The organism is Bradyrhizobium canariense, assembly GCF_018130465.1.
Taxonomy (GTDB): domain Bacteria; phylum Pseudomonadota; class Alphaproteobacteria; order Rhizobiales; family Xanthobacteraceae; genus Bradyrhizobium; species Bradyrhizobium canariense_C.
Genome location: NZ_JAFCKJ010000016.1, coordinates 35,752 through 61,458, shown reverse-complemented (window position 1 = coordinate 61,458; position 25,707 = coordinate 35,752). Strand labels below are relative to the sequence as shown.

24 protein-coding genes are annotated in these 25,707 nt (G+C 63.7%); 12 read left to right on the top strand and 12 right to left on the bottom strand.

The features are described from left to right. Positions 1 to 55 precede the first annotated feature (55 nt). The 4 genes from JQ591_RS30715 to JQ591_RS30700 all read right to left on the bottom strand — a co-directional run bounded on the left by JQ591_RS30715 (position 56) and on the right by JQ591_RS30700 (position 2,615). Positions 56 to 1,261 carry a beta-ketoacyl-ACP synthase gene (locus JQ591_RS30715; RefSeq protein WP_211399714.1) on the bottom strand — a complete coding sequence of 402 codons (1,206 nt, stop codon included), beginning with the start codon at positions 1,259 to 1,261 and terminating at the stop codon, positions 56 to 58. Continuing rightward, positions 1,258 to 1,728: a 3-hydroxyacyl-ACP dehydratase FabZ family protein gene (locus JQ591_RS30710; RefSeq protein ID WP_211399713.1), complete on the bottom strand. Its 471-nt coding sequence runs from the start codon at positions 1,726 to 1,728 to the stop codon at positions 1,258 to 1,260. Before JQ591_RS30710 ends, JQ591_RS30715 begins: the two co-directional genes overlap by 4 nt. Positions 1,729 to 1,738: 10 nt before the next feature. Then, on the bottom strand, positions 1,739 to 2,026 hold the full coding sequence (locus JQ591_RS30705) for an acyl carrier protein (RefSeq protein WP_007592476.1): 288 nt from the start codon (positions 2,024 to 2,026) through the stop codon (positions 1,739 to 1,741). 247 nt (positions 2,027 to 2,273) lie between these two features. Then, positions 2,274 to 2,615: a hypothetical protein gene (locus tag JQ591_RS30700; RefSeq protein ID WP_211399712.1), complete on the bottom strand. Its 342-nt coding sequence runs from the start codon at positions 2,613 to 2,615 to the stop codon at positions 2,274 to 2,276. Positions 2,616 to 2,885: 270 nt separating this feature from the next. Between JQ591_RS30700 and JQ591_RS30695 the strand changes: the two genes are divergently transcribed. The 3 genes from JQ591_RS30695 to JQ591_RS30685 all read left to right on the top strand — a co-directional run bounded on the left by JQ591_RS30695 (position 2,886) and on the right by JQ591_RS30685 (position 4,192). Beyond that, the gene (locus JQ591_RS30695) at positions 2,886 to 3,509 is read left to right on the top strand and encodes a ParB-like protein (protein ID WP_211399711.1); all 624 of its coding nucleotides are present in this window, start codon (positions 2,886 to 2,888) and stop codon (positions 3,507 to 3,509) included. Between the two features lie 149 nt (positions 3,510 to 3,658). Continuing rightward, positions 3,659 to 3,802, top strand: coding sequence for a hypothetical protein (locus JQ591_RS30690; RefSeq protein WP_211399710.1), 144 nt, complete (start codon positions 3,659 to 3,661; stop codon positions 3,800 to 3,802). A gap of 216 nt (positions 3,803 to 4,018) precedes the next feature. Continuing rightward, positions 4,019 to 4,192: a hypothetical protein gene (locus JQ591_RS30685; protein ID WP_211399835.1), complete on the top strand. Its 174-nt coding sequence runs from the start codon at positions 4,019 to 4,021 to the stop codon at positions 4,190 to 4,192. Between the two features lie 15 nt (positions 4,193 to 4,207). Here the strand turns inward: JQ591_RS30685 and JQ591_RS30680 are convergent, their stop codons facing one another. The 3 genes from JQ591_RS30680 to JQ591_RS30670 form a co-directional block, all read right to left on the bottom strand. Further along, positions 4,208 to 5,149 (bottom strand): hypothetical protein, encoded by a 942-nt coding sequence (locus tag JQ591_RS30680; protein ID WP_211399709.1) that lies wholly within the window; start codon positions 5,147 to 5,149, stop codon positions 4,208 to 4,210. 200 nt (positions 5,150 to 5,349) lie between these two features. Further along, entirely contained in the window at positions 5,350 to 5,928 is a 579-nt protein-coding gene (locus JQ591_RS30675) for a peroxidase-related enzyme (RefSeq protein WP_211399708.1), read from the bottom strand. 103 nt (positions 5,929 to 6,031) lie between these two features. Continuing rightward, entirely contained in the window at positions 6,032 to 7,771 is a 1,740-nt protein-coding gene (locus tag JQ591_RS30670; protein WP_211399707.1) for an ATP-binding protein, read from the bottom strand. Between the two features lie 277 nt (positions 7,772 to 8,048). On the opposite strand from JQ591_RS30670, the gene JQ591_RS30665 reads away from it, so the two are divergent. Then, a complete protein-coding gene (locus tag JQ591_RS30665) occupies positions 8,049 to 8,681 on the top strand; it encodes an ABC transporter ATP-binding protein (protein WP_211399706.1) in 633 nt (210 codons plus the stop codon). Here JQ591_RS30665 and JQ591_RS30660 read toward each other — a convergent pair. From JQ591_RS30660 to JQ591_RS30650, 3 genes are read right to left on the bottom strand one after another with little or no spacing between them, the layout of a single operon-like run. Continuing rightward, positions 8,678 to 10,063 carry an esterase/lipase family protein gene (locus JQ591_RS30660; RefSeq protein ID WP_249137917.1) on the bottom strand — a complete coding sequence of 462 codons (1,386 nt, stop codon included), beginning with the start codon at positions 10,061 to 10,063 and terminating at the stop codon, positions 8,678 to 8,680. The genes JQ591_RS30665 and JQ591_RS30660 overlap by 4 nt on opposite strands. A gap of 11 nt (positions 10,064 to 10,074) precedes the next feature. After that, the gene (locus tag JQ591_RS30655; protein WP_211399704.1) at positions 10,075 to 11,175 is read right to left on the bottom strand and encodes a hypothetical protein; all 1,101 of its coding nucleotides are present in this window, start codon (positions 11,173 to 11,175) and stop codon (positions 10,075 to 10,077) included. Beyond that, positions 11,172 to 12,479, bottom strand: a complete 1,308-nt coding sequence (locus JQ591_RS30650) for a hypothetical protein (RefSeq protein WP_249137916.1) — start codon at positions 12,477 to 12,479, stop codon at positions 11,172 to 11,174. Before JQ591_RS30650 ends, JQ591_RS30655 begins: the two co-directional genes overlap by 4 nt. A 279-nt stretch (positions 12,480 to 12,758) precedes the next feature. On the opposite strand from JQ591_RS30650, the gene JQ591_RS30645 reads away from it, so the two are divergent. Beyond that, the gene (locus tag JQ591_RS30645; RefSeq protein WP_211399703.1) at positions 12,759 to 13,727 is read left to right on the top strand and encodes a catechol 2,3-dioxygenase; all 969 of its coding nucleotides are present in this window, start codon (positions 12,759 to 12,761) and stop codon (positions 13,725 to 13,727) included. Between the two features lie 55 nt (positions 13,728 to 13,782). Here the strand turns inward: JQ591_RS30645 and JQ591_RS30640 are convergent, their stop codons facing one another. Both JQ591_RS30640 and JQ591_RS30635 read right to left on the bottom strand, forming a co-directional pair. Then, a complete protein-coding gene (locus JQ591_RS30640; protein ID WP_211399702.1) occupies positions 13,783 to 17,313 on the bottom strand; it encodes a molybdopterin cofactor-binding domain-containing protein in 3,531 nt (1,176 codons plus the stop codon). Continuing rightward, positions 17,313 to 17,795, bottom strand: coding sequence for a (2Fe-2S)-binding protein (locus JQ591_RS30635; RefSeq protein WP_211399701.1), 483 nt, complete (start codon positions 17,793 to 17,795; stop codon positions 17,313 to 17,315). Before JQ591_RS30635 ends, JQ591_RS30640 begins: the two co-directional genes overlap by 1 nt. Before the next feature lie 283 nt (positions 17,796 to 18,078). Here JQ591_RS30635 and JQ591_RS30630 point away from each other — a divergent pair, with 283 nt between their 5' ends. The 7 genes from JQ591_RS30630 to JQ591_RS30600 all read left to right on the top strand — a co-directional run bounded on the left by JQ591_RS30630 (position 18,079) and on the right by JQ591_RS30600 (position 25,707). Continuing rightward, positions 18,079 to 19,536: a 6-hydroxynicotinate reductase gene (locus JQ591_RS30630; RefSeq protein ID WP_211399825.1), complete on the top strand. Its 1,458-nt coding sequence runs from the start codon at positions 18,079 to 18,081 to the stop codon at positions 19,534 to 19,536. Then, a complete protein-coding gene (locus JQ591_RS30625) occupies positions 19,533 to 20,432 on the top strand; it encodes a UPF0280 family protein (protein ID WP_211399700.1) in 900 nt (299 codons plus the stop codon). Before JQ591_RS30630 ends, JQ591_RS30625 begins: the two co-directional genes overlap by 4 nt. Positions 20,433 to 20,458: 26 nt before the next feature. Further along, the gene (locus JQ591_RS30620) at positions 20,459 to 21,043 is read left to right on the top strand and encodes an amino acid synthesis family protein (protein WP_211399699.1); all 585 of its coding nucleotides are present in this window, start codon (positions 20,459 to 20,461) and stop codon (positions 21,041 to 21,043) included. 20 nt (positions 21,044 to 21,063) lie between these two features. Then, the gene (locus tag JQ591_RS30615; RefSeq protein ID WP_211399698.1) at positions 21,064 to 22,266 is read left to right on the top strand and encodes an ABC transporter substrate-binding protein; all 1,203 of its coding nucleotides are present in this window, start codon (positions 21,064 to 21,066) and stop codon (positions 22,264 to 22,266) included. 62 nt (positions 22,267 to 22,328) lie between these two features. Then, positions 22,329 to 24,218, top strand: a complete 1,890-nt coding sequence (locus JQ591_RS30610; protein WP_211399824.1) for an ABC transporter permease — start codon at positions 22,329 to 22,331, stop codon at positions 24,216 to 24,218. Continuing rightward, positions 24,215 to 25,006: an ABC transporter ATP-binding protein gene (locus JQ591_RS30605; RefSeq protein WP_211399697.1), complete on the top strand. Its 792-nt coding sequence runs from the start codon at positions 24,215 to 24,217 to the stop codon at positions 25,004 to 25,006. Before JQ591_RS30610 ends, JQ591_RS30605 begins: the two co-directional genes overlap by 4 nt. Beyond that, positions 25,003 to 25,707, top strand: coding sequence for an ABC transporter ATP-binding protein (locus JQ591_RS30600; protein ID WP_027569464.1), 705 nt, complete (start codon positions 25,003 to 25,005; stop codon positions 25,705 to 25,707). Before JQ591_RS30605 ends, JQ591_RS30600 begins: the two co-directional genes overlap by 4 nt.

Here is a 25,707-nt window from a genome sequence, read left to right as displayed (position 1 = left end):
GCCGTTTTCCGAGAAGATCATGCCCAAACAATAACCTGCCAAAGCGCAACGCGCTTTAGCTTACTGCCTCGACCAGCGCCATGCCTTCGCCGCGCCAGTGTCCGGCCCCCACCACCACAATCTGGGTGGGCGCTCCCTGCATTTCAATCTCGGTCCCCGTGGAATCGTTCGGCGGAAACAGCGCGCCGCGCGAGATCGACAGCGCGGCGAGCGCGATGCCGAGCGGGAATTGCGTCTCCATGGTGTGGCCGAACATCGTACCGGTCGAGCGCACCGGGAACTCGGCGTGGCCCTTCAGGAAGCCGCGCTCTTCTGATGTCGCCGGCTCCGCGCCGGTCGCACCGGATATGATCGCGCCCTTGCCGTCGCGCTTCGGCAACTTCGCCCAAAGCTTCTCCAGTGTCGCCGCCATGTCGCCCGGGCTCTTGCGCCGAGCAAGGTCGGCAACGACGCTCGACAGCTTTGCGAACGGCTTTGCGCCGCGCGCTTCCGCATGCGCCTTCGATTCCAGCACCAGAAACGCGCCGGCCGAGCCGAGCGCGAAGCCGGCGTGGTCCTTGCGCGCCCACACGGGTGCGAACTTGTCCTTCAAATTGAAGTCGCCGAATTCATAGAGGACCATCAGGTCCTTGCGCTCGCCATTGTGCGAGCCGCCGATCAGCGCAATGTCGCTCTCGCCCGAGGCGATGCGCGACAACGCAATGCGGGCGGCATCGGCGCCGGCAACCTCTTCGCCCATGAAAGTGCGCGAGGTGCCGCCAAGGCCGTGCACGATGGCGATGTTGCCGGCGAGCAGGTTGGAGAGCTGGGCGAGGAACAGCGTCGGCCTGAGATCGCTCATCAGCCGCTCGTTGAGGAAGCCGGGCGCGTTGGCGCCCTTGGCCTCGGCCGTGAGCACGCCGGTGTCGACGTTGAGATCGCGCTCGCCGCCGCCGGCGGCGACCACCATGTCGATCTTCGACAGGATGTCCTTGTTGCCCTTGATCCCGGCGGAGTCGAGCGCAAGGCCGGCCGCATAGGTGCCGATGCGCTGCCAGGCTTCCATCTGGCGCTGATCGCCCTTCTTCGGGATCTGGCTGTCGAAGGTAACAGGCATCAGGGGATGCACGATGTAGGGCGCAAAGCCCTTCTCGTCGACATTGATGCGCTTCTCCTGAAGCGCGGCCCAGTTGGCGTCCAGGCCCTCGCCGAGCGAGGTGGCCAGGCCAATGCCGGTGATCCAGACTTCCGTCTGGCCGGGCTTCGAAGCAGTCTCGGTCATGGCGATACGGCCTGTTGCGGAAAGCCGACGCGTTTGGCAACCGCGTCCATGAAGCTACGCATATCCGGATTGGGGAAGGGGATCTGCGTGAAGGTGAGCGTCGAGTTCGCGCGCAGCTTGCCGCCGACCTTGATCTTGGCTTCGGTCACGGCATAGCCCGAGCCCTGATGCGACAGGGTTGCCTCGATGCTCATGAGATCGCCGGGGAAGACCGAGCCGCGAACCTTGGCTTCCTTCACGGCGGCCAGGATCGGCATGCGCTCGAATTTGAGCACGCCAAGCTGAAGCCAGCCCGAGGCCTGCGCCATCGATTCGATCAGGAGCACGCCCGGCATCAGGGGATAGCCCGGGAAGTGCCCCTCGAAGATGGTGCTCTCCATCGGGACCTGAGCCTCGACGACAATCGTCTTCGCGTCGACGTTGAGGTCGACGACGCGATCTATCATGTGGAAGTATTCGAGTTGCATGACCGCGCGCTTAGGCGCTCGCGCCCTTGGCCGCAACCAGTTCGTCGATGCGGGCGCACAGGTTTTTCAGCACGAAATACTGCTCGGTGGTCGCTTTGCCGTCGTTGACCTCCTGGGTCCACTTTTCCAGCGGCAGCTTGATACCGAATTGCTTGTCGATCGCGAACGCGATGTCCAGGAAATCGAGGCTGTCGATGCCGAGGTCATCGATGGCATGGCTATCCGGCGTGATCGTGTCGCGCGGGATGTCGCAGGTTTCAGCGATGATCGTAGCGACCTGATCGAATGTGGAGGACATCACTAAGCCTTTGATATATTGCGGATATTTGTCAGATTGTCCAGAGTGGAACGGTGGGTGGGCATCGCGCCCCGATGACGCCCTCAACCCCCCTCTGGCCGGGTCGAAAGCCCGTATATCGGAGCGCCGCCCTGAGTTCAATGGAGCCGGACGGGGTGGGGCAGGGCTGGGGATGCCCGGCTGAGCCGTTTCCGCCGAAGAACCGTCGGCGGGCCTCGCCGGATGTCTTGCCAACTAGATGTCTGGTCTAGATGTGCGGCGTCGTGATCTTGACGCAGTCGCGGCGGCCCATCAGCACGCAATCCTGGGTCCGGCGCAGGTCGGCGATGCTCACCGCGAGCCAGATCCCGATCGCTGTCAGCGCGATGGTGAAGGCCAGCGCCGCGATATTGGCGAGCATACGATGGCGGAAATCGTCCGGTTCAGTGCGGGGCTGCTCGTAGCGCGACAGGTCGAGCGGCTCGGGCGCGGCGCGCAATTGCTGCACGGTACCGTTGCCGCGGTAGCCCGTCGGGGAAGGCGCGGTGCGCGGCCTGAACTGGAGCACCCGGTGCTCGTCATCCGAGCTTATGGGCCGCTGGGTTTTCATGGTGCAGGGATCACTCCGAAGCAGCGATTTTTAGATAGCATACGTGGTGAACGCGTTGCAGAAAATCTTCTCAACGCGCTCGTGCATTGCGCGTTCGCACTATCCTGCAGGGCTGCGAATGAATGCGCGCGGAACCGTCGTCGTCCGGCATGCAGAGGGTGCGATGCAATAACGTCCGCCCAGCCGAATGCATTTTGCCGTCGCGGTGCCCATGGCATAATCCTGGGAACCTGACTACGCAGCTGCAACCATGTGAAGGGCTCTTCGACCATGACCAATACGCGCGAGCCGAGAGTGCATCCGGTGTCGATCCTGTCGCTGCGGCCGACGCAGATGACGGTCGGGATGCGTGAGGTCAAGGAGAAGCGCAAGCGCTGGCGCGAGCACGACAAGAAGAAGCAGGCCGATCTGCTCGGCAAGCACATGATCCCCGTCGTGCACGGCCCCGACGAGCGCTATTACGTGATCGACCATCATCATCTCGGCCGCGCGCTGCACGACGAGGGCGTCAAGGAGGTGCTGGTCACCATCGTCGGCGACCTCAGGATGGTCGAGCGCGAAGCGTTCTGGGGCGTGATGGACAACAAGCGCTGGGTCTATCCCTACGACGCCAAGGGCGAAAGGCGACCGTTCCGCGATTTGCCGAAATCCGTCGTCGATCTCAAGGACGATCCCTTCCGGAGCCTTGCCGGCGAGCTGCGCCGCATGGGCGGCTTCGCCAAGGACACCACGCCGTTCTCCGAATTCCTGTGGGCCGATTATCTGCGCCGCAAGCTGTCGCGCAAGGCTGTGGATGCCAATTTCGACAAGGCGCTCGAGAAGGCGATGTCCTCAGCCAAGAGCAAGGATGCGATCTATCTGCCCGGCTGGTGCGGACCGGCGGAGGATGATTAGGCCAACGCTCACATCAGTACGGCCTGCGGCTCCACAAACCGGATCTGATCACAGCCTCTTGAGCGAAACCATCTTCCGTCCGCGCGAAGCGGTGCTGAAACAAAGCCGTGCCATCTGTTGGAGTGGTTGAGCTCACACAGGAGGCAGAAATGCGCCGTCTGGTTTTCGTCCTTGCACTGCTCGTGGTCGCTTCAGCAGGGATATCGGCATCGTTTGCTGCGGTTCACCATGCCAAGACATCGACGTTTTCCGAGCGCTTCGCCCCGGCGCTGGAGTTGATGGCGAAGCGCTAGTCCAGCGCCACAGTGCTTCGCAGCCGCAGGCAGCGCAGTTGTGATACCGCCACTGCGTGCGTTGGGCGGTGCGAGACCTGCTGCCTAACGGCGTAGCGCGCTTGACGTATCGCAAACAGACTTTGGTGCCGGCCGCTAAGGTCCGCCGGCATGACTGCCGAACCAGCGTTGCGCTCCCGCGTCGCCGGGTGGCTCCAGATCATGCCGTCTGGAGACATGATGATGAGCTTGATTCTTCGCATTCTGTTTGTGTTCGCCGGAGCTGTCACCGCGCTGTTCGTCGCGCGTGACGCCCTGAATTTCACGATCATCCAAACCTTCGTCGCCATCCTGCTCATGACCGCCGTCGTGGCTCTCGGGAGCCTTTGGAGCCTGCGGCGAAAGGTGTGAGCGAGGCCCGTCAATTCAACCAGCAGCGTCGCGATCGATTTTGCGCAACCGCACAAAGGCGGCCCAGGCCCGCGGATAATCCTTGTCCGAGGGATCTATCGTAAGCAGCGCGCGGCATGCTTCCTTGATCTCCTCAGGCGAAGGACGCTTGGCCGGAACGCCGGATGATTTGGCTTCCTCCGAGCGAGCCTCGATCTCTTTCGCGAAAGCCAGGGCCTCGGTGCTCGTCCGCTTCTGCGTCGATTTCGCCAGCGCATGGTTCGAGGGGAACGTCGGCCATGCGGCCGGCGGCTGGTCGACACGCCACGTCAGTTCATCTGCTTGTCGCGCCTCCACGCCCGAACTTAAATGCTGTGCTGCTGGCGCCCATCCTGCCCCTGCTGAGGCTGCCGAACCCGATGAGCCGGCCGATCTCCGCGGGACCGCCGAACCTGGCGCGACCGCCGCTGTCTGTCCGGCCAGTTGGCCAAGCTGTTGTTCCATCGTTCCGCCGCTGGACTTGGGGATGATTTTTTCGACGGTCTTGATCATCGACAGCGCGCCTGGCGATATCAGCGTGTTCTGGTCGGCAATTTTGTCATCGGCCGCGCCTGGGCAGGGCTTGTAAGTAGAGCGCTGCGAGGTCATCCGGCCGTCGTCGTCGATACGGGCATAATCGATCGCGACGGTGTAAACGAACGCGGCCTCGACATACTGCCTCTCCTTATCCATCGCCTTTACGGAGCCGCATACGTATCTTGCCTGGTCTGCATCGATCGTTCGCAGGCCGTTGAAGTGAGCTGAATTCGGTGCAACGAGGACGCGTAAGACGGCAGCCCGCGCCTTGCCATGCTCCGATTCGAACATGCTCCATATCTCGTTCGCGTTGATGATCTCGGGCTGATAGTTCCATGCGTATCCGGCCGCGAAGAATGCCGTGCCAATACAGGTCGCGATAACAAATGCCCGTACGTTCATGAGAAGCCCCTCAACAGGCACGACTCATCAGCGTCTCCGGTGACGGAAACTGCGCAAGTTGTGCCAAAGCGTTTATGCTAGTTGAGGGCGAGATTCTTAATTAAACGTGTGCGATTGCGAAAACACAGAGTTCCCGTCAAGCGGGAACTCATCCCCCTGCATTTGTCGGCGGCGGTTCCCTCCGCGCTCGCGGCGGGCGGTCATTTCTTCGGCAGGCGTCCCATCAGATAGAATTCGTCATTCGGCCGCATGCCGGTAAAATTCGCCAGCCGGTTCGACAGCGCGAAGAAGGCGGAGATTGCGGCGATGTCCCAGATGTCGTCGTCGCTGAAGCCATGCGGCGCGAGCGCGGTGAAATCGTCCTCGGAAATCCGCTGCGCATCGGCCGAGACCTTCATCGCGAAGTCGAGCATCGCCTTCTGCCGCGGCGTGATGTCGGCCTTGCGGTAATTCGTAGCGATCTGGTCGGCGATCAGCGGGTTCTTGGCGCGGATACGCAGGATCGCGCCATGCGCGATCACGCAATACTGGCACTGATTGGCCGCCGAGGTCGCGACCACGATCATCTCGCGCTCGGCCTTGGTGAGGCCGCCGTCCTTCTCCATGAGCGCGTCGTGATAGGCGAAGAAGGCGCGGAACTCGTCCGGGCGGTAGGCCAGCGTCAAAAACACGTTCGGCACGAAGCCGCTCTTCTCCTGGACAGCGAGAAGGCGCGTGCGGATGTCGTCGGGAAGAGTGTCGAGGGCGGGGGCGGGGAAGCGTTGCGCGGGCTTTGTCATGGGCATGGATTCCGGCTTGGGGCCGGCAACCATAGTCGATGCCGGTGCCATGCTCAACGTGACGCCACGCTCGCAATGACGAGGCTGGAGAACGAGCGTTGCTTTACCGCAGCGGCTTCTTCAGCAGCGAGAAGCGGTCCGGATCCAGCCCCATCGACGGTTGCAGCATCGGGGCTTCGACGTTGGAGAGCGTCTTCGCGGGCGCCGCCGAGAATACCGGATCGTTCGGCACGTCGCGCTGCGAGGTGGCACCACGCCAGCGCTCGAGCACGGCGCCGACGAAATGCATGTCGTGACCGGAGGTGACGGAGGGCACGCTGCTGATGGTGGCTTCGCCGCGCGGCAATTGATGCGGCGGCACCTCCTTGAAGCGCAGCCGCGTCGGCAGCGCGACACCTTCGCCGAACGCCAGCACTTCGCGGGTGCCGAGCGAGGGCACGAACGAGAGCAGGTTCGCGGCCGCATCCGACACCGCGGCGCGCAGCAGCGCCTGGTCGCGCTCGTTGGCAAGACGCATCGTGAACAGCGTGTTGCACTGGGAGATGATGGTGGCGTCGAGTTCGGCCGGACGCTGGGTGATGAGGCCGAGATAGACGCCGTATTTGCGGCCTTCCTTGGCGATGCGCGACACCGCCTTGCGGGTCGGCCCGAAGCCGACATTGCGATCGGCGGAGGCGTAGCGGTGAGCCTCTTCGCAGACGAACAGCATGGGCGAAACGCCGTCGCTCCACAGGCCGAAGTCGAAGGCCATGCGGCAGAGCACCGAGACGACGGAATCGATGACCTCGGCCGGGAAGCCGGCGAGCTGCATCACCGTCATCGGCTTGCCGTTGGCCGGCAGGCGGAACAGATGACTGATCACCTCGGCCATGGTGTCACCGCCGACATTGGCGTTGTCGAACATGAAGGCGTAGCGCGGGTCGTTGCGGACCGCCTCGATGCGGGAGATCAGCTTGTGATAGATGATGCGCGAGGAGCGGTTCTCGAGCTTGCCCATGCGCTCGTCGATCAGCGACATCAGATCGACCAGGCGATAGGGCACCGGCGTGTCGACGGTGTAGCCGATCTGCTTGGGATCGAAGCGCTTCAGGCCAATGCGGTCGGCGTTCTGGTACTGGGTGTAGACGCCCTTGGCGAGCGGAATGACCTCGGCGAGGACGTCGAGCTCCTCGGGTACGCCGGCGCGGCCGCCGAACAGCACGTCGACGATTTCCTCGAAATTGAACAGCCAGAATGGCAGTTTCAGATTGCGCGGGTTGAGCACCAGCGCCCGGTCGCCGAAGCAGCGGCCATATTCGTTGTGCACATCGAGCAGGAAGATGCGCAGGTTCGGGCGTGCCTTGAGGATCTCGTTGAGCAGCAGCGACACACCGGTCGATTTGCCGACGCCGGTCGATCCCAGCACCGCAAAGTGCTTGGAGAGCATTTCCTCGATGTCGACATAGGCGACGACGGACGGGTCCTGCTGAAGGAACCCGACATTGATCTGGTCGGAGCCGGTCGGCGCGTAGATCGTGCGCAGCTCCTGGCTCGTGATCAGGTCGACGGAATCCCCGATGGTCGGATAGTTGGTGACGCCGCGCTGGAATTTGGCCTTGCCGGTGGCATTGAGGATTTCGCCCAACAGGTCGACCGAGGCGATGGCGATCAAATTGTCGGTGCTCGAGAGGTTCTCGCAGGACACCTCGGTGATCATCGCGACGATGACCGAGCTGGCGCAGCGGATGCTGACGAAACGGCCGACGGTGGCCCGAACTTCCGAGACTGGCATCCGGCTTTCAGCCAGCAACCCGACCCGGGCGAGCGATCCGCGAACCGAAATCACGCGTCCAAAGGATGTCACAATGAATGAACCTGGCAAGAGCGAGGGCTTTGTCCCGAACTATGCGCGGCCGTCGCTGGACAAACGGTTAAACGGCAGCCGCGGGCGCTTCCTTAAATCCGCGACAATTCGGCCGTGAGGTTTGTTCCTAATGCATACTTGTGGGCAGAAACGGCCGGAAATGCTGCTTTCCTAGGCCGGTTGGGGTGCGGGTGGGTTAAGGAATAGTTTACCATACGCCAAGAGGCAGTGTGGAATCCGGCGCAGCCCGAAGCGGCCGTCGAGGGAGACGCGGCGGATGTCGGAAAAGATCGTGAAGCAGCGGGTTGGCCCGGGCATTTACCTGCTTCGCTTCAAGACACAATATGAGCTGACGTCGACCTTTCTGCGCGTACAGGAGCACTACGAGTCGCCGAAGTTCCACGGGCGCGTCTTCTCGCTCGAGCAGTACATGGACTGGTATGCGGAACAACACGGCAATTTCACCTACTATCAGGACTGGTCCGGCTTCAACGTGCCTTCGACGGCGTTCGCTCCGTTCTATGCCGGCGCGTTCGATCCGCTCACGCGGAAGGAGAGGCGTCTGCTTCGCCTTTTCGAACGGTTGCGCGGACGCTTCTACGTGATCGGGATCTACCAGGGCCACGGCAGCACCCTGACGCACGAACTCGCGCATGCGCTGTTCTTCATCGATGCCGGCTACCGCAAGGGAGTTCGCGAGGCGATGCGCTCATACGATACGCGTGCGCTGGAGCGGCAGATTGCAAAGGCCGGTTACGCGCAACACGTCATCGAGGACGAGGCACAGGCCTATCTGATTGCGCCGTCGGGCGAGCTCGGTGCCGCGTCGAAGCCGCTGGTGCCGCTGCGCCGGCAATTGCGTGCGTTGTTCCGCGAGCACGCGACGAAGCTGTCGGTCCCCGCGGATTAGGCCAAGCTGCGCTGGATGAAGCCGATCGTTCTGGTCTGGCGGAAATAGTTGCAGTGCCAAACGTCGGGCGAGTTGCCGAAATCCTCGATGCCCTGGATGGCGAGCGGGAAGCCCGTCGCTCCCAGGTCCGACATCGAGACTGTATCGACCACGAGATCGTTCTTGCTGGGAAAGATTTCGTCGGCGGCCAGGTCGCCGATCCGCAGTGCCCTGAAATTCTTCCAGAACTGCCAGCCGGGATTCTCGGTCTCGAAGTTCGACTGGACGACGAAGTAGGCGGGCTGCGTCGTACAAGGACCGAGCCGCAGCAGATTGAGCTCGTAATTGTTTTCGATCATGGATTGTCCGAACAACCCCGGAACGAGCGCGACCAGCCCGTCAAGGAGCGGCGTGTGTGCAAGCGTGCCGGTGACGGTCATCACCACCTCGACCAGCTTGCCGGCGACCCACAGGAACGGATTGGCGCCACCGGCGAGCTGTAACGTCTTCTCGGCGAAGGTGCCGATATTGGAAAGCAGGCTCAGTGCGTGCTGGAGCTTGTCGGGCGCGGCGAGCGAGGTGCCGTGGAGCGGCGAGCCCGCAAAGACGACGCGTGTCGTGGCGGCGAGCGAGCGGCCGAACGCCTCCAGCCACCACCGCACGATCAAGCCGCCGCGGCTATGGGCGATGACGTCGATTTGTCCGGTTGCATCGACGAATGCGCGCCCAAGCTCGAGCGCATTTAAAACCGGGCTTACGGCAAGGGTCGCGTGCTCGAAAACGAGAACCTGATCGTACTTGTTGGGTCCGTTCAAGGCGGCGCCGAGAAACGCCTGGCCGTCGGCAGTCGCCTGGAACTCGCCGATCATGTTGACCGCGTTCGAGAAGGTCCCGTGGACCAGCAGCAGGGTCCGCCCCTTGAAGGGCCCGTGGGCATCGGCAACGTCGATGACGAAGTTGGACGGACCGCCCCGCAACTGGCGTATGTGTGAGCGCAGCGAGACATCGATTGCGGAGTTGAGGCGCATGTCGATGGCGCCGATGGCTGCTGCAGCCCTGTTCGGCTGGAGCCTTGGAAATTCCTTGGTCAGTATCACCGTCTGATCGGGAAGCGGCGGCGGCCCACCGGCCCGCCGTGCGCGACGACGGCGCTGCGGCGCTTCCGCGCGTGCCGGAACGCCGTCATACCAGCGCAGGACACCGTTTTCCTCGACCAGGGAAGCTGCGAGGATGTTGTCGTCGGGTGTGTTGGACGCGCGCCGTCTGCGTCGGCGCAGGCCGGCTACGGAGTCCATCCGGTCGTCATGGTCGACATAAAGAGGTACGAACAGGTCGTCATTGTCCTCGGCCGCCTTGATCTGCGACAGGAAACGTCCGGGGTCTTCCGCAACAAACTGTGACATGTTCGATTCCGTCATTCATTGATGATCGGAAGCGGGGTGACGTTCAGGCTTCGTGCGTGCTGGATATCGAGCATGCTGTCGAATTCCTTTTGGCTGCGCAGATTGGCCCGTCCTTCGGTTTGCGCGTCCTTGAAGCTGTAGGCCCCGGTCAGGTAAGTGGCTTCCAGCATCACGAGATCGCCCGACGTCACATAGGCCCTGATCTCGGTGTAACTCATCTTGGTGAGCCTCCAGCCGTAGGGGTCGACGTAGCACAGGCCCGCATCGCGGGTCGCGGCATCGCCGACGGTCGGCACCGTGACGGGCACCTTCGTCACTCCCACGAAGTCGTCGTGCGCCTCCTCGGACCGCCAATAACCGACGAAGGCATGACCAGTGAGCAACACCACGACCGGAAAGATGCCGACATATTCGAGGCATGAGGCGAGCAGCAGCGCCAGGTCGATGCAGGTGCCGGTGTTGGAAGCGACGATCTCGCTGGGGGTGCGCAGCCGCTGCGTCTGTTCCGAGTAGGCGGGGGGAGGGTTGATGTACTGGAGACGGTACTCGTTGACGAGCGCGGTCCATATGGCCTGAACCTGCTGATCGACGGCGCGCTGTTCGCCCTGCTGGTAGCCGTCGAACCCTGCGCCGGGATCGTCCAGGATGCCGATCAGGTAACGCCGGGAGGCGTGGATGATCGCAAGGATCGCCGGATCTCTGGGCAGCACGAAGGACGGCAGCCAGGGATTGTTCTTGGTGTCGTCGAGCCATTCGTCCACGGGTATCAACGTGACGCGTTTGGTGTCTTCGAATACCGTCCGTCCCCCACAGGTCACCTTGACGTAAACGGCGGACTGCACCCGTTCGTGCAGCGAACGGCTCAAGCCGGCGGTGAGAGGAATGATCACGTCGGAGGACAGCGGCAGCTGCAACTCCTCCATGAGCGGGATCGTGTAACGGTAGGGGTAGTTGTCGGCGCCGACACAGAGTTCGACCCGAATCGTGATCGCTTCGACGGGCTGCTGGGTCAGCCGTGTCAGCGTCAATTTGTCGAGCAAGGGCCTGTTGTTGTGCAGGAGGGAATAGTTGATTGCCTCCGCCACTTCCAGGTCGACCTGGATCGGGATCATCTGTCTGCCCTCTTCTTCCGGGGAGACGCCTTCTTCACGGAACGCGATCTCGCCGCCGGCTTCTTGATAGACTCGCTGCCTGGCGCGAAGATGCTTCGTCCCATCCAGATCACGATTGACGTGCCGTGTGCCTTGTCCGAAGGCATCGCCTCCCAAGCCTCCAGGAATGCATCCGGGATCGAAAGGATCAGTCCGTCCTTTCCGTGAAACCAGTTCCAGTAGAATGCCTGGAAGAACAGCTCCGCCACCTCGTCGTCGATCTCGTCGAGAAACCCCAGAGCGACGTGGGCCTTGTTTCTGACCAGCTCACGCGCGACGCGGGCGCCGGAATAGTAGAGATTGAGTGTCACGATCCGGGGCGGCGTCGGACCCACGAGGATCTTTGCAAGGTCGCCGTAGGGAACGGGAAGCTCGCTCTCGTGACCCTCGCGAAGGATCATTCCGTCTGGCAGCCGTCCGGTGGAGTCGATGAGCGTGTCGAACAGCGGCTTGTTCTTCGTCTTCATGTCCACGTAGAAGTCTTCGACGATCCAGGCGGCCTGATGGGTATCTATGCCTGTGACGTGGATCGCCTCCCACTTCGAGCCGTGGATCGTCTTGGCGAGCTCGCTTGTCTGAGGCGTACGGAGGATCGTCCGGTATTTGTCGTTATCCGGTTTGTCGGTCGCACCGATCGCGACGCTGATGCGGTTTTCCTCGTCCGCGAAATCGTACTTGTCCCAGAAGCGTCCGGGCGCGCTCTCGACGAAGAGCATGCCCGTCGGCGGGTGTGGCGTGACCTGCGCGAGCCCGTTGTCGAACAGGCGCGAGATCAAGGTGCTGTGGTAACGGCCTGCCGCGCGCGTGCCGGCGCTGAGCAGGTATTCCCAGGGGATTTCACAGGCCGCCTCATGGATCGCACAGATCCGTGCATCCGCGCGGTCCCAATCGTGCACCTCGATCTCGATACGTTTGGCCGTCGCCAATTCGCGCAAACGCTTGGTCGACACGCCCACGCCTGCGAGGTCCTTGACGGCGCGCTCGGCGATGGATTTGCGCAACTCGACATCGAAGGCCCAGCGCGAGCGCACCCGCAGGAGATACGTCCATTCCTGCGCGAGGCGCGCGAGCCGTTCGGGATTGGTGACGGGCGTATCGGGGACTCCGGCCGCGCGAATCGTCGCGATACCCGGCGTCGAACTGGCGGCCGGACCTGTGCTCCCTGATTGCTTGGCCATCGAGCTTCCCTCAACTCCCGGCGCACCGAGCGCTTGGCTGCCGCTCGGGTTCCCGGCAATACAGCTTGAGATAGCGTGCGCCGTCAAGCTAAACCGGGACAGGACGGCAAATCAACCGCGTGCGCTGCCCCTGACCCGGCGCGGATAGGCCGTAGGGGCTGACGCAGAACCGGGGATTCGATGGCCCCCGATCGAGCAGTATCGGGGTAGGCCACGGGGAGTTTGTTGACGGGACCTAATCATTTGTACATTAGTACAAATGAGCCGGCGGCCTCAGTGTCGCCCACCGGCGCGTGAGCGGATTGCAGCCTGCGCCAGCTCGCGGAATCCGGTCCAGCGATCGCAAGCCACGCCTTGGAGGAAACCATGCAGCCCGAACCGATCCTTGATCTCGCTCATCTCGGCCATATGGAGTTGCTGACGCCGAAGCCGGACGAGAGCCTGAAATTCTTCGTCGACGTGATGGGCATGACCGTCAGCGGACAGAAGGGCGAGTCGGTCTATTTGCGCGGTTGGGACGATTACGAGCGCTATTCGCTCAAACTGACGGCGTCGAAGACATCTGGCATGGAGCACATGGCGCTGCGCGCGCGCAGCCAGCAGGCGCTGGAGCGCCGCGTCGCGGCGCTGAAAGGCTCCGGCTTCGACATCGGCTGGGTCGACGGCGACATGGGGCAGGGGCCGACCTTCCGCTGCCGCGATCCCGATGGACATATCGTCGAGCTCTATTACGAGACCGAATGGTATCAGGCGCCGCCCGAGCTGAAGCCCGCATTGAAGAACCAGGCCCAGCGCTTTCCCGCGCGCGGCGTCAACGTCCGGCGCCTCGACCATCTCAACTGCCTCGCCACTGACATCAAGGCGAACCGCGAGTTCTTCGAGAATTATCTCGGCTGCCGCCTCACCGAGCAGATCGTGCTGAACGACGGCCGCGAAGCGGCGATGTGGCTGACGATGTCGAACAAGAGCTACGATTTCGCCTATTCGCTCGACCATTCCGGCACGCCCGGCCGCTTCCATCACGTCACCTACGCGCTCGACAGCCGCGAGGAGATTCTGCGCGCCGCCGACATTTTCCTGGAGAACGGCATCCACATCGAGACCGGCCCGCACAAGCACGCGATCCAGCAGACCTTCTTCCTCTACGTCTACGAGCCCGGCGGCAATCGCGTCGAGGTCGCCAACGCCGGCGCGCGCCTCATCCTCGCGCCCGACTGGAAGCCGATCGTGTGGACGGAAGAGGAGCGCAAGAAGGGGCAGGCGTGGGGCTTGAAGACGATCGAGTCGTTCCATACGCACGGCACGCCGCCGGTGGAAGTAAAGAAGCACGGCTGAGCATGACCCGGAAAAGTGTGAAGCGGTTTTCCGATAAGGTCATGCTCAAGACAATCTAGTGAGTGGAGGTGCGCACGCGCGCGATCGTCTCACGCACGCCGGTCCATGCCGGCCTGTCCGGTGCGAACTGCTTGCGCAGGAAGGTGATCAGTTCCTCGATCTGCGCATCGCTCATGCTGTTCTTGAATGCCGGCATGTAGCCGAGATCGCTCGACACCGGCTCGGTGATGCCGTGCATGATGATTTGCACGAGATTGTCCGATGTGGCGCTGTGCAGATTGCTGTTGAGCGCGAGCGAGGGGCGGCTGCCGAACAGCGGCAGGCCGCCGACCTCGTGGCAGACGGCGCAGGCGCCCTGATAGAGTCGCGCGCCGGTGGAGGAAGCGACCGTCACTTGCGTTGAAGCTTCGAGCCTGGTCGCGAGTGCGTACTGCATCGGCGTCCCGGTCGCGATTTCGTTGAACGAGTTGAGATAGACGGCCATGGCGCGAATGTCCTGGTCGGGCAGGGCCACGAGATCCCTGACGATCGGCGCCATCGGCCCGGCGGCGACGCCATGGTATCGCGAATTGCCCGTGCGCAGATAGGCGAACAGCTCGTCCTCGCTCCATGGGATCGGCGCGTGCGAGAGCGAGGTCAGCGGCGGCGCCTCCCAGCCCTCGGCAAAGCCGCCGGCGAGATAGGCGTCACGCTGCTCGGCGCCGAGTGCGTTGCGCGGCGAATGGCAGGCGCTGCAATGGCCGAGCCCCTCGACAAGATAAGCGCCGCGATTCCAGACTTCGGACTTGGCAGGATCGAGCTTGAACTCGCGCGTCTGATGGAACAGCGCATTCCATCCGGCAAGTAGCGGGCGAAGATTGAACGGGAAGGCGAGCGCATTCGCCGGCGCCGGCGCGCGCACCGCCGGCTGCGCCATCAGGTAGGCATAGAGCGCCTGCATGTCGGCGTCGCTGGTCTTCGAAAAGTGCGTGTACGGGAAGGCGGGATAGAGCTGCCGTCCGTCGCGATGCAGTCCGTCGCGCATCGCGCGTTCGAACGCTGGATAGGACCAGGCGCCGATGCCGGTTTCAGCGTCTGGCGTGATGTTGGTCGCGTAGATCGTGCCGAACGGCGTCTCCAGGGCACGGCCGCCGGCGTTGAGCGCACCGCCGATCGTGGTGTGGCACTCCGCGCAATTGCCGAGTGCGGCCAGTTGTTGCCCGCGCGCGATCGTCGCGGCGGAATAGACCGATGCGTCAGGCCGCGCGATCGGCGCAATCGCGCGCCCCGGAAGAAGCGCCGCGCCGATGCCGATTGCGGCGGTGCAGATGGCCGCGATCGTCGCGAAGATGCCGGCGCGTTTGGCGAACGGATTCTCCCAGATACGGGATGGCTGTGGCGTAGCGGGAGCGGGCAGCGCCTGCGGCGTGGCCGGTGCGCCGCCGTGCAATCCTCTCAGGATGCGTTCGGGCGTGAACGGCGGCTCGCGAAAGCGCACGCCGGTGGCATCGAAGATCGCGTTCGCAATCGCAGCCGCACTCGGGACCGAGGCGGACTCGCCGACGCCGAGCGGCGGCTGGTCCGGCCGCGGCAGCAGCAACACGTCGATCTTGGGCACGTCAGGGAAGGGGATGATCGGATAGGCGCCCCATTCCCGCGCCGTGACTGCGCCGCGCTCGAACGAGACCTCCTCCATCAGCGCGCGGCTGGTGGACTGGATGACGTTGCCATGGATCTGGTGGCGTACGCCGTCCGGGTTGATCATCAATCCAGAGTCCTGCCCGGCGACCACGCGCGTCACGTTGACGTCGCCGGTCGACTTGTTCACGGCAACGTCGGCGACCCAGGCCGACCACGCCGCGCCATAGCCGGGAAATTTGCTGTGAACGTAGAGCGCATAGGCAAAGCCGCGCCCATGCACGATCTCGCCGTTTTTCTCTTCGCGCACCGGCCGCGGCGTCCAGCCCGCGCGCTCGGCCACCGCATGGACGAGATCGACGGCGCGCTGGTCCTTCAGGTAACGCAGCCGGTATTCGATGGGGTCGACGCTGGCCTCGGTCGCGGCTTCGTCGATATAGGATTCATGCGCAAAGGTGTTCGGCAGGGCTGAGACGCCGCGAAACCAGGACGCGCGCACGATCGGCGCCATGTCGTGGGCGACGACGCGCATATGGTCGTAATCGTAAGGCGGGATCGCGGTGCGGTCGCCCATCTGGAGGACGTCCGGCTTCGGCGATATCCGCCCCGTCAGCAACAGCGCCAACGTCGGCGCGGCATTCGATGGGTAGCGCGTGGCGAGATCGTAAGCGGCGACGCCGCCGTCCGCATCCAGGCCACCATTGACGTCGATGAGTTGCGCGGTGCCTTTCGGCTCCCAGGCGTGCTCCTGTTCGCGCGTCAACTGTACGCGCACGGGCCGGCCGACCGCGCGCGAGAGCAACAGCGCGTCCGCGGTGACATCGTCGGCGCAGTTGCGGCCGTAGCAGCCCGCCGCCTCCAACCTGATGACCTCGATCTCGCTCTCGGGACGCTCAATCAGCAGCGATAGGTCTCCGCGCAGCACGTGCGGATTCTGCGTGCCCGACCAGACGCGGATGTTGCCGTCCTGGAAGTCCGCGACCGCGCAGGACGGTCCGATCGAGGCATGCATCTGATAGGGCCAGACGTAAGTGCGCTGCATCGGCTTGGCCGCGCCGGCAATGGCAGCTTCGACGTCGCCCTTGTCGATCAGCGTGCGCGGCGTGGACGAGTTGGCACGAAGCGCGGTCTCGACATCGGAGAGATCGGTCAGATCAGGCGTCGGCCTCCAGCTCACCGCAAGCTGCTCCGCCGCGCGGATCGCGTTCTCCTCGCGCTCCGCGACGATGCCGACGAAATCGCCGATGCGCACGACGGCTATGATGCCGGGAATATCGCGCACCGAGGATTCATCAACCGAAATCAGGCTGGTGCCGACGAACGGGCCGGCGTCGACGCCGGCATAGGGCGGGCGCACCACGCGGCCGTGCAGCATGCCGGGCACACGGATGTCGTGCACGAAGGTCAGCTCGCCCGTGGCCTTGGCCGGCAGGTCGACGCGGGGCATCGATTGGCCGACAATGGTGTAATCGCCGACGAGCTTGACGGAGACGTCGTCGGCAAGCTCGAGACGAATGGTCTCTCCGCCGATCAATTCGCCATAGCTGACGCTGCGATTGTCGTGCCCGCGCACAAGGCCGTCTTCAATCCTAAGATCGGCTGCCGGCAGTTCCAGTCGCTCGGCCGCACGTGCGATCAGGAAGTGTCGCGCCTGCGCGGCGGCCTTGCGCAGGGGAACGGCGGTGATCTGGATGGTTTCGCTGGCAATCGTCGCGCCCTGGTTCGGGACAACCGCGGTGTCGCCGAGCACCACGACGACGCGGGCAAAGGAGACGTCGAGCTCTTCGGCGACGATCTGGCCGAGCGCGGTGCGGATGCCGGTGCCGAGATCGACATGGCCGTTATAGGCTGTGATCGAACCGTCCGCGGTGATGCGGACGAAGGTCTCGGATGTGCACTCGTCCACGGTGCGGACGACGACGAGCGAGCCGGATTGCAGCTCAGCTCCGTTCGAGACAGGGGAGGCCATCAATCACCGGCCTCGGCGAACTGGCGAGACGCACGCATCACGGCGCGCAGGATTTCGACATGCGTTCCGCAACGACAGAGGTTGTAGCGCAGCGCCGCCAGCGCCTCCTGTTCGGTGGGCCGCGGGTTGATCGCAAGCAGCGCCTTGGTGGTCATGATCATGCCGTTGAGGCAATAGCCGCATTGCGCGGCCTGCTCGTCGATGAAGGCCTGCTGCACCACATCCGGCTTGTCGCGGGTGCCGAGCCCTTCGAGCGTCACGATGTCGCGGCCGGCGCAGCCACTGATCGGAATAACGCAGGAGCGCGCCGCCGCGCCATCGATCAGGACAGTGCAGGTGCCGCATTCACCGAGGCCGCAACCGTATTTCGGACCGTTGAGCGCGAGATCGTTGCGCAGCACGTACAGCAGCGGGGTGTCTCGCGCCGCAGTGATCTCATGGACCCTGCCGTTCACGGTGAGGCGGATCGGTGTCTGCGTCATCCTCGTTCCCAAGTCGACTCGTTGAGCGCCACGGCCAAAGCTTCGCAAAAATTCCAAGCCCGCTCAAAATCTACGTTGCGACGATACCGTTTGTACACAAACGTGCAAGCCGTGCATGCCGCAGTGCAGCGCGAATGCCTTCTTTGTGGACAGGGCGGATAGGCAAATGAGGTTTTATGCGGCAGGCGCATCTTTTGCGCCGCACCGCCGCTTGACAGCCTTCCGGAGCGCGCGCAACATCGTTCGTATACGAATGATAACCGCGGTGTCCGCCGGCTTTGACATGGTGATGGAAACAACCAACTCTGCCATCGACAAGATCCGCTGCGATGCCTGTCCGGTGATGTGCTACATCAAGCCGGGCGCGGCGGGCGCCTGCGACCGCTATGCCAACCACGACGGCAAGCTCGTCCGCGTCGATCCGCATGTGATCCTGGAGCGCACGGTCTCGCATGGCGGCAAGCTCGTCCCGTTCAGCCGCACCGAAGATTGGGACGGCAAGATCGTCCACGAGCCTTCAACCTTTGTGACGGCGATCGGGGCGGGCACGACCTATCCCGACTACAAGCCGGCGCCGTTCATCGTCTCCGCGGAGGTCGACGGCGTCGATATGGTGACTGTCGTCACCGAGGGCATCTTCTCCTATTGCGGCATCAAGGTGAAGATCGACACCGATCGGTATCTCGGGCCGGAGACCGCGGCCGTCCGCGCACAAGGCGAGGCGGTCGGTCATGTCACCACAAGCGAATACGGTTCCCAGATGCTGTCGCTCGGCGGCGTGCATCATCTGACCGGCGGCTCCAAGAAGGAAGGCCGCGTCACCTGCGACACGCTGATGGATCTCGCCAATTGCAAGGCGGTCGAGCTCACCATCGACGGCGGCGCGAGCGTGGTGGTGCAGGCCGGCCAACCGCCGATCGTCAACGGCATGAAAGAAGAGCGCATGCGCGTTGGCTGCGGCTCGGCGACGATCGGCATGTTCGCCAAGCAGTGGCACGGCAAGGTCGACGAGGTCGTCGTGGTCGACGATCACATTACCGGCGTGCTCTCAGAGCACCAGGCCGGCAAGCTGCTCGACATCGCCGACACCGGCATCAAGATGAAAGGGCGCCGCTCGACGCCCGGCCGTTATTTCCAGGTCGCCGATCCCGGCACGGGTTGGGGCGGCACCAATATCTCCGATCCGCTCGCAATCCTCGGACCGTTCGACGCCAAGGAAGCCAGGGTTGGTCTCTCCATGCTGATGGTCTCCACGACCGGCGAGCATTCGTCCTATTACGTGCTCGACGAGGCCTTGAAGCCGGTCGAGACCGAGATGCCTGATGACCTCAAGTTTTCGGTCGAGCGCATTCAGGAGAATTGCGAGCCGGCGCTGTGCACGGTGCTGTTCATGGCGGGTGCCGGTGGTTCTTTGCGGGCGGGCGTGACCGACAATCCGGTGCGGCTGACGCGCTCGGTGAAGGACGCGCTGACGCGTGTCACCAGTGGCGGCGCGCCGGTCTATGTCTGGCCGGGCGGTGGCATCACCTACATGGTCGACGTGACCCAGATGCCGGCGGGGGCGTTCGGTTACGTGCCGACACCGGCGCTGGTCGCCCCGATCGAATTCACGATGAAGCTGTCGGACTACGCGGCGCTCGGCGGACACATGGACTATGTCAAGCCGCTGTCCGAGGTGCAGGGCGGCGACGATGTCCGCCAATTGCCCTGGCAGAACCCGATTCCGGGACCTCGGGCATGACAAGGCTCCCGCAAATCGCTTTGCTGTCTGATGGCCGGCGGCTGCATTTGCAGGATGGACCGATTGATCTGATCGTCGAAGCGGGGGGAGAGCCGAGCGAGGTGCGTGCGGCCTATGAGGCGGCGACGCGGCGCTTCACGGGGCTGCTCGACGAGCTCTGCGCGGAACTGCCTGGACTGCGGGCGGCGGCTGAGCCGAAGCGGACATCGCTGGTCGGCGTCGTGGCGCGCCGCATGCACGCTGCGGTCGCGCCTTATGCCGCCGGTGATTTCATTACACCGATGGCGGCTGTTGCCGGCAGTGTGGCGGAGGAGATTCTCGGCGCATTGCTGAATGCAGCGGCGCTCGATCGAGTCTATGTCAACAATGGCGGCGACATCGCCCTGCATCTCGGCGAGGGCGAGCATTTTTCGGTCGGCCTGATGGACCGGCCCGATCGCGACGGCGTGATGCGCACGATGAGAATCGATTCGGATGACCCCGTGCGCGGCATCGCCACCAGCGGACGGCACGGCCGCAGTTTTTCGCTCGGCATCGCCGATGCGGTGACCGTGCTGGCGGGAACGGCGTCGCAAGCCGATGCGGCTGCGACGATCATCGCGAACGCCGTTGATCTGCCGGGGCATCCCGCCATCATCCGAAAGCCTGCGAGTGAGCTTCAGCCCGACAGCGATCTCGGCGCGCGGCTCGTGACCCGCGACGTCAGTGGATTGTCGCAGAACGAGATCATGACTGCGCTCGAATCTGGCGCGGAATGTGCACGGCAATTATTCGATCGCGGATTGATCGAGGGTGCCGTGTTGCAGCTTTGTGGTGATATGCTTGTCATCGGGACCAGGGATATTGAACGGCAACGATCGCGCCCGCTTGTGCTGGAGAACGCGGTTCATGCCTGAACAGGGAAGAGTCTAAGGAAACAATCATGAGCGCGATCATCCGCAAGATCGTCACCGTCGTCGAAGAGACGCAGATGGAGATGGGCCGCCAGGTCTCGCCGCCGACGCGGCGTGCGGCGGCAATCGCCGTGATCGAGAATCCGTTTGCTGGAAAGTATGTCGAGGATCTCTCGCCCCTGATCGCGATTGGCGAGGAGCTCGGCGAGCTGCTGTCAAAGCGTGCGGTGGCGGCGCTCGGCATCGACGGTTCCAAGGCGCAGAGCTATGGCAAGGCGGCGGCCGTCGGCGAGAACGGCGAGCTGGAGCATGCAGCCGCCATCCTTCACCCGAAAATGGGCGCGCCGGTGCGCAAAGTGCTGAGCAAGGGCGCTGCGCTGATCCCGTCGTCGAAGAAGCGCAGTGGACCCGGCACGACGCTGGACATTCCGCTGGGCCACAAGGATGCAGCCTTCGTGCGCAGTCATTTCGACGGCATGGAAGTGCAGATCAACGACGCGCCGCGCGCCAACGAGATCATGGTCGCGGTCGCCGTCACCGACAGCGGCCGTCCGCTGCCGCGCGTCGGCGGGCTGACGGCCGCGGAGATCAAGGGCGAAGACGGTCTGCGATAATTTTAACGGTGGAGGTTGGGATGCGAGCAAAGAACTATTTTGTCGGCGCGGCGTTTGCGCTGTTGGCAAGCGGCATGGCTCATTCGGCCCTGGCGCAGGAGATCAAGATCGGCGAGATCAACAGTTATTCGTTGCTTCCCGCGTTCACCGAGCCCTATCGCAAGGGCTGGCAGCTCGCGGTCGAAGAGATCAACGCAGCCGGTGGCATCAACGGCAAGAAGCTCATCGTCGTATCCAAGGACGACGGCGGCAAGCCGGCGGATGCGCAGACCGCGGCCAACGAGCTGGTGTCGAGCGAGGGCGTGGCGATGCTGACGGGTACGTTCCTGTCGAACATCGGTCTTGCGGTCAGCGACTTCGCCAACCAGAAGAAGGTGTTCTTCCTGGCGGCCGAGCCGCTGACGGACGCCGTCACCTGGTCGAAGGGCAACAAGTACACTTTCCGGCTGCGCCCCTCCAATTACATGCAGGCGGCGATGCTGGTGGAAGCAGCCAGCAAGCTGCCGGCAAAGCGTTGGGCGACGATCGCGCCGAATTATGAATACGGCCAGTCCGCGGTCGCGGTGTTCAAGAAGCTGATGTCGGAGAAGCGGCCTGACATCCAGTGGGTCGACGAGCAGTGGCCGCCGCAGGGCAAGATCGACGCGGGTCCGGTGGTGCAGGCCGTTGCCGCGGCCAATCCCGAAGCGATCCTCAACGTCACGTTCGGCGCCGATCTCGTGAAGCTCGTGCGTGAAGGCAACACCCGCGGCCTGTTCAAGGGACGCGAGGTCGTCTCGTTCCTCACCGGCGAGCCGGAATATCTCGACCCGCTCAAGGAGGAGACGCCCGAGGGCTGGATCGTCACAGGCTATCCCTGGTACTCGATCAAGACGCCCGAGCACGACGCGTTCCTGAAGGCCTATCAGGCCAAGTACAACGACTATCCGCGGCTCGGCTCGATCGTCGGCTACCAGACCATCAAGTCTGCAGCGGCGATCCTGGCGAAGGCGGGCTCCACCGATCCCGAGAAGCTGATTGCTGCCGCGGAGGGCCTGTCGATGCCGTCGCCGTTCGGCGAGATCACCTTCCGCAAGATCGATCACCAGTCCACGCTGGGTGCCTATGTCGGCAAGACCGCGCTGAAGGACGGCAAGGGCGTGATGGTGGACTCGTCCTACAAGAAGGGCGCGGACTATCTGCCCAGCGACGCCGAAGTCGAGAAGCTGCGTCCGAAGGATTGATCTCTTTCTTCTCCCTCTCCCCGCAAGCGGGGAGAGGGATGCAACACCAACCCGGACCGCAGATGGCCTTTTACGTCGTACAGTTTCTGACCGGTCTCGCCAGCGCAGCGTCGCTGTTCCTGGTGGCGTCGGGCCTGTCGATCATCTTTGGCGTGACGCGGATCGTGAATTTTGCGCATGGCGCCTTTTACATGATTGGCGCCTATGTCGCCTTCACGCTGACGGAACGCCTGTCGGGTGCGTTCGGCTTCTGGGGCGCGATCGTCATAGCGGCGTTCGCGGTGGCGCTGATCGGCGTGCTGGTCGAGATGGTCCTGCTTCGGCGCATCTATCACGCGCCCGAGCTGTTCCAGCTGCTCGCGACCTTCGGCCTGACCTTGATGGTCGAGGACCTCGTCGTCCTGATCTGGGGGCCGGACGATCTGGTCGGGCGCCGTGCGCCTGGCTTCAAGGGGGCGATCGACTTCTTCGGCCAGAACATCCCGAGCTATGATTTGTTCCTGATCGTGCTCGGGCCGGTCGTGCTCGGCATTCTCTGGCTCCTGTTCCAGCGCACACGCTGGGGCGTGCTGGTGCGCGCAGCGACGCAGGACCGCGACATGGTCGCGGCGCTGGGCGTCAATCAGAAATGGCTGTTCACGAGCGTGTTCGCGGTCGGCGTTTTCCTCGCCGCTCTCGGCGGCGCGCTCCAGATCCCGCGCGACGCCGTGCATCACGCGATGGATTTGCGCATCATCGTCGAGGTCTTCGTCGTCGTCGTGATCGGAGGCCTCGGCAGCATCATCGGCGCTTTCGTCGCGGCGGTGCTGGTCTCCGAGCTCAACGCCTTCGGCATCCTGATCTTTCCAAAAATCTCCATCATCCTGGTCTTCCTGGTGATGGCGGCGGTTCTGATCGTGCGGCCCTGGGGCCTGTTCGGCAGGCCCGAGGCGCCGGCGCGCAAGACGCCGGGTCTCACCGTCAATCCCTGGCGACCGCTGACGTCGAATGAGCGGCTGGCCTCGCTTGCAGCGTTCGTCATCGCGGCGACGCTGCCGCTGTTCGCCGGCAATTATGCGCTGACCGTTGGCTCTGAGATCGCGATCTTCGTGATCTTCGCTGTCAGCCTGCACTTCCTGATGTCGGTCGGCGGGCTCGCGTCCTTTGGCCACGCCGCCTATTTCGGCCTCGGCGCTTACGGCGTCGCTTTCCTCGCCAAGATGGCGGGACTGCCGATGATCGTCTGCCTGTTGCTCGGTCCGCTGCTCGGCTGCATGGGCGCTGCCGTGTTCGGCTTCTTCGCGGTACAGCTCTCCGGCGTCTATTTTGCGATGCTGACGCTCGCCTTCGCGCAGATCGTCTGGTCGATCGCGTTCCAGTGGGTGAGCGTCACCGGCGGGGATAACGGCATCCTGGGCGTTTGGCCCTCAAGCTGGGCGGCGAGCCCATCGCATTTCTATTGGCTTGCGCTGGGCGTTGCGGCGCTCGTCACGATCGCGCTGCGGGCCATGGTGTTCTCGCCGTTCGGCTATGCGCTGAGGGCGACGCGCGACTCGCTGCTGCGCAGCGAAGCGGTCGGCATCAACGCCAAGCGCATCCAGTGGACGGCCTTCGTGATCGCGGGCACGACCGCCGGCATCGGCGGCGCGCTGTTCGCCTATCTCAAGGGCAGCGTCTTCCCGGACAATCTCGGCATCTCGCTCTCGGTCGATGCGCTGGTCATGGTGCTGCTCGGCGGCGTCGAGACGGTGTCGGGCGCAGTGATCGGCGCCATCGTCTACAAGGCTTTGAACATCTGGCTGGTCAGCCAGACCGACCTGTCAAAACTCGTGCTCGGGGGCTTCATCGTTCTGATCGTCGTCGTCTTCCCCAAGGGAATCGTCGGCATGCTGGAGATGCTGGCGCAGCGCCGCAGGAAGACATCGCCGCCGGGATCACCCTTGCTTGCCAAGCCGATCGAGTCCGCCGAATGAGCGTCGCCCCCCCACTTCTCGCGGTCGAAGGACTGACCAAATCCTATGGCGGCGTCCACGCCGTGCGCGGCGTCTCGTTCTCGCTGCGCGCCGGCGAAATCCTGGCGCTGATCGGACCGAACGGCGCGGGCAAGAGCACCTGTTTCGACATGCTCAACGGCCAGAACAAGCCTGATACCGGTCACGTCCGCCTGCTCGGCGAGGACACGACCGGCCGGAAGCCGCGCGAGATCTGGCGGATGGGCGTGGGCCGCACCTTCCAGATCACCGCGACCTTCGCGACCATGACGGTGCGTGAGAACGTGCAGGTCGCGCTGATCTCGCACGGCAAGCAATTGTACAATCTTTGGGGCTCGGCGCCGAACTTCGACCGTGGTGAAGCCGGGCGACTGCTCGAGCTGGTCGGCATGGGCGGTTACGCGGATCGCCCTTGCGGCGAGCTTGCCTATGGCGATCTCAAGCGGCTCGAGCTCGCCGTCGCGCTGGCCAACCAGCCAAAGCTGCTGCTGATGGACGAGCCGACCGCCGGCATGGCGCCGCGCGAGCGCGTCGATTTGATGCGGCTGACCGCGCAGATCGCCCGGGAAAAATCGATCGGCGTTCTCTTCACCGAGCACGACATGGACGTGGTGTTCGAGCACGCCGATCGCATCATCGTGCTCAACCGCGGCACGCTGATCGCCGAGGGCTCGCCGGCCGAGGTCCGGGGCAATCCGCAGGTGCAGGCGGTCTACCTCGGCGAGGGCCTCCTTTACGATGCCCAGCATCGCGAGGGAGCCTCGGCATGAAGCTCACGGTACAAGACCTCAACAGTCATTACGGCCCGGCGCATATCCTGTTCGACATCGGATTCGAGGTCGGCGAGGGGGAGGTCGTGGCGTTGCTCGGCCGCAATGGCGCCGGCAAGTCGACGACGTTCCGCTCGATCGTCGGGCTCGTCGCGCAGCGCTCGGGACGGATCATGTTCGAAGGCAAGGATGTCTCTGCACGTCCCACGCATGAGATCGTGCGGGATGGGCTTGGCTATGTGCCGGAGGAGCGGCGCATCTTCACTGATTTGACGGTGGAAGAGAATCTCGAAGTCGGCCGCCAACCGAAGCGCCCGAACGCGCCGCACTGGACCCGCGACAAGCTGTTTTCGCTGTTCCCAAACCTGGGCGAGATGAAAAATCGACCGGGCGGCCGCATGAGCGGCGGCGAGCAGCAGATGCTCACCATCGCACGCACGCTGATGGGCAATCCGTCGCTGGTGCTGCTCGACGAGCCCTCGGAAGGCCTGTCGCCGAAGATCGTGGAGCAGATGGTCGATGCCATCCTGACCATGAAGAAGGAGGGCGTCAGCATCGTCGTCTCCGAGCAGAATCTGCATTTTGCGCGGCTGATCTCCGACCGCGCCTATATCATCGAGCGCGGCCGTATCTGTTTCGGCGGCACCATGGCCGAGCTCGACGCGCGTCCGGATATCCGCGACGCGCATTTGTCGTTGTAA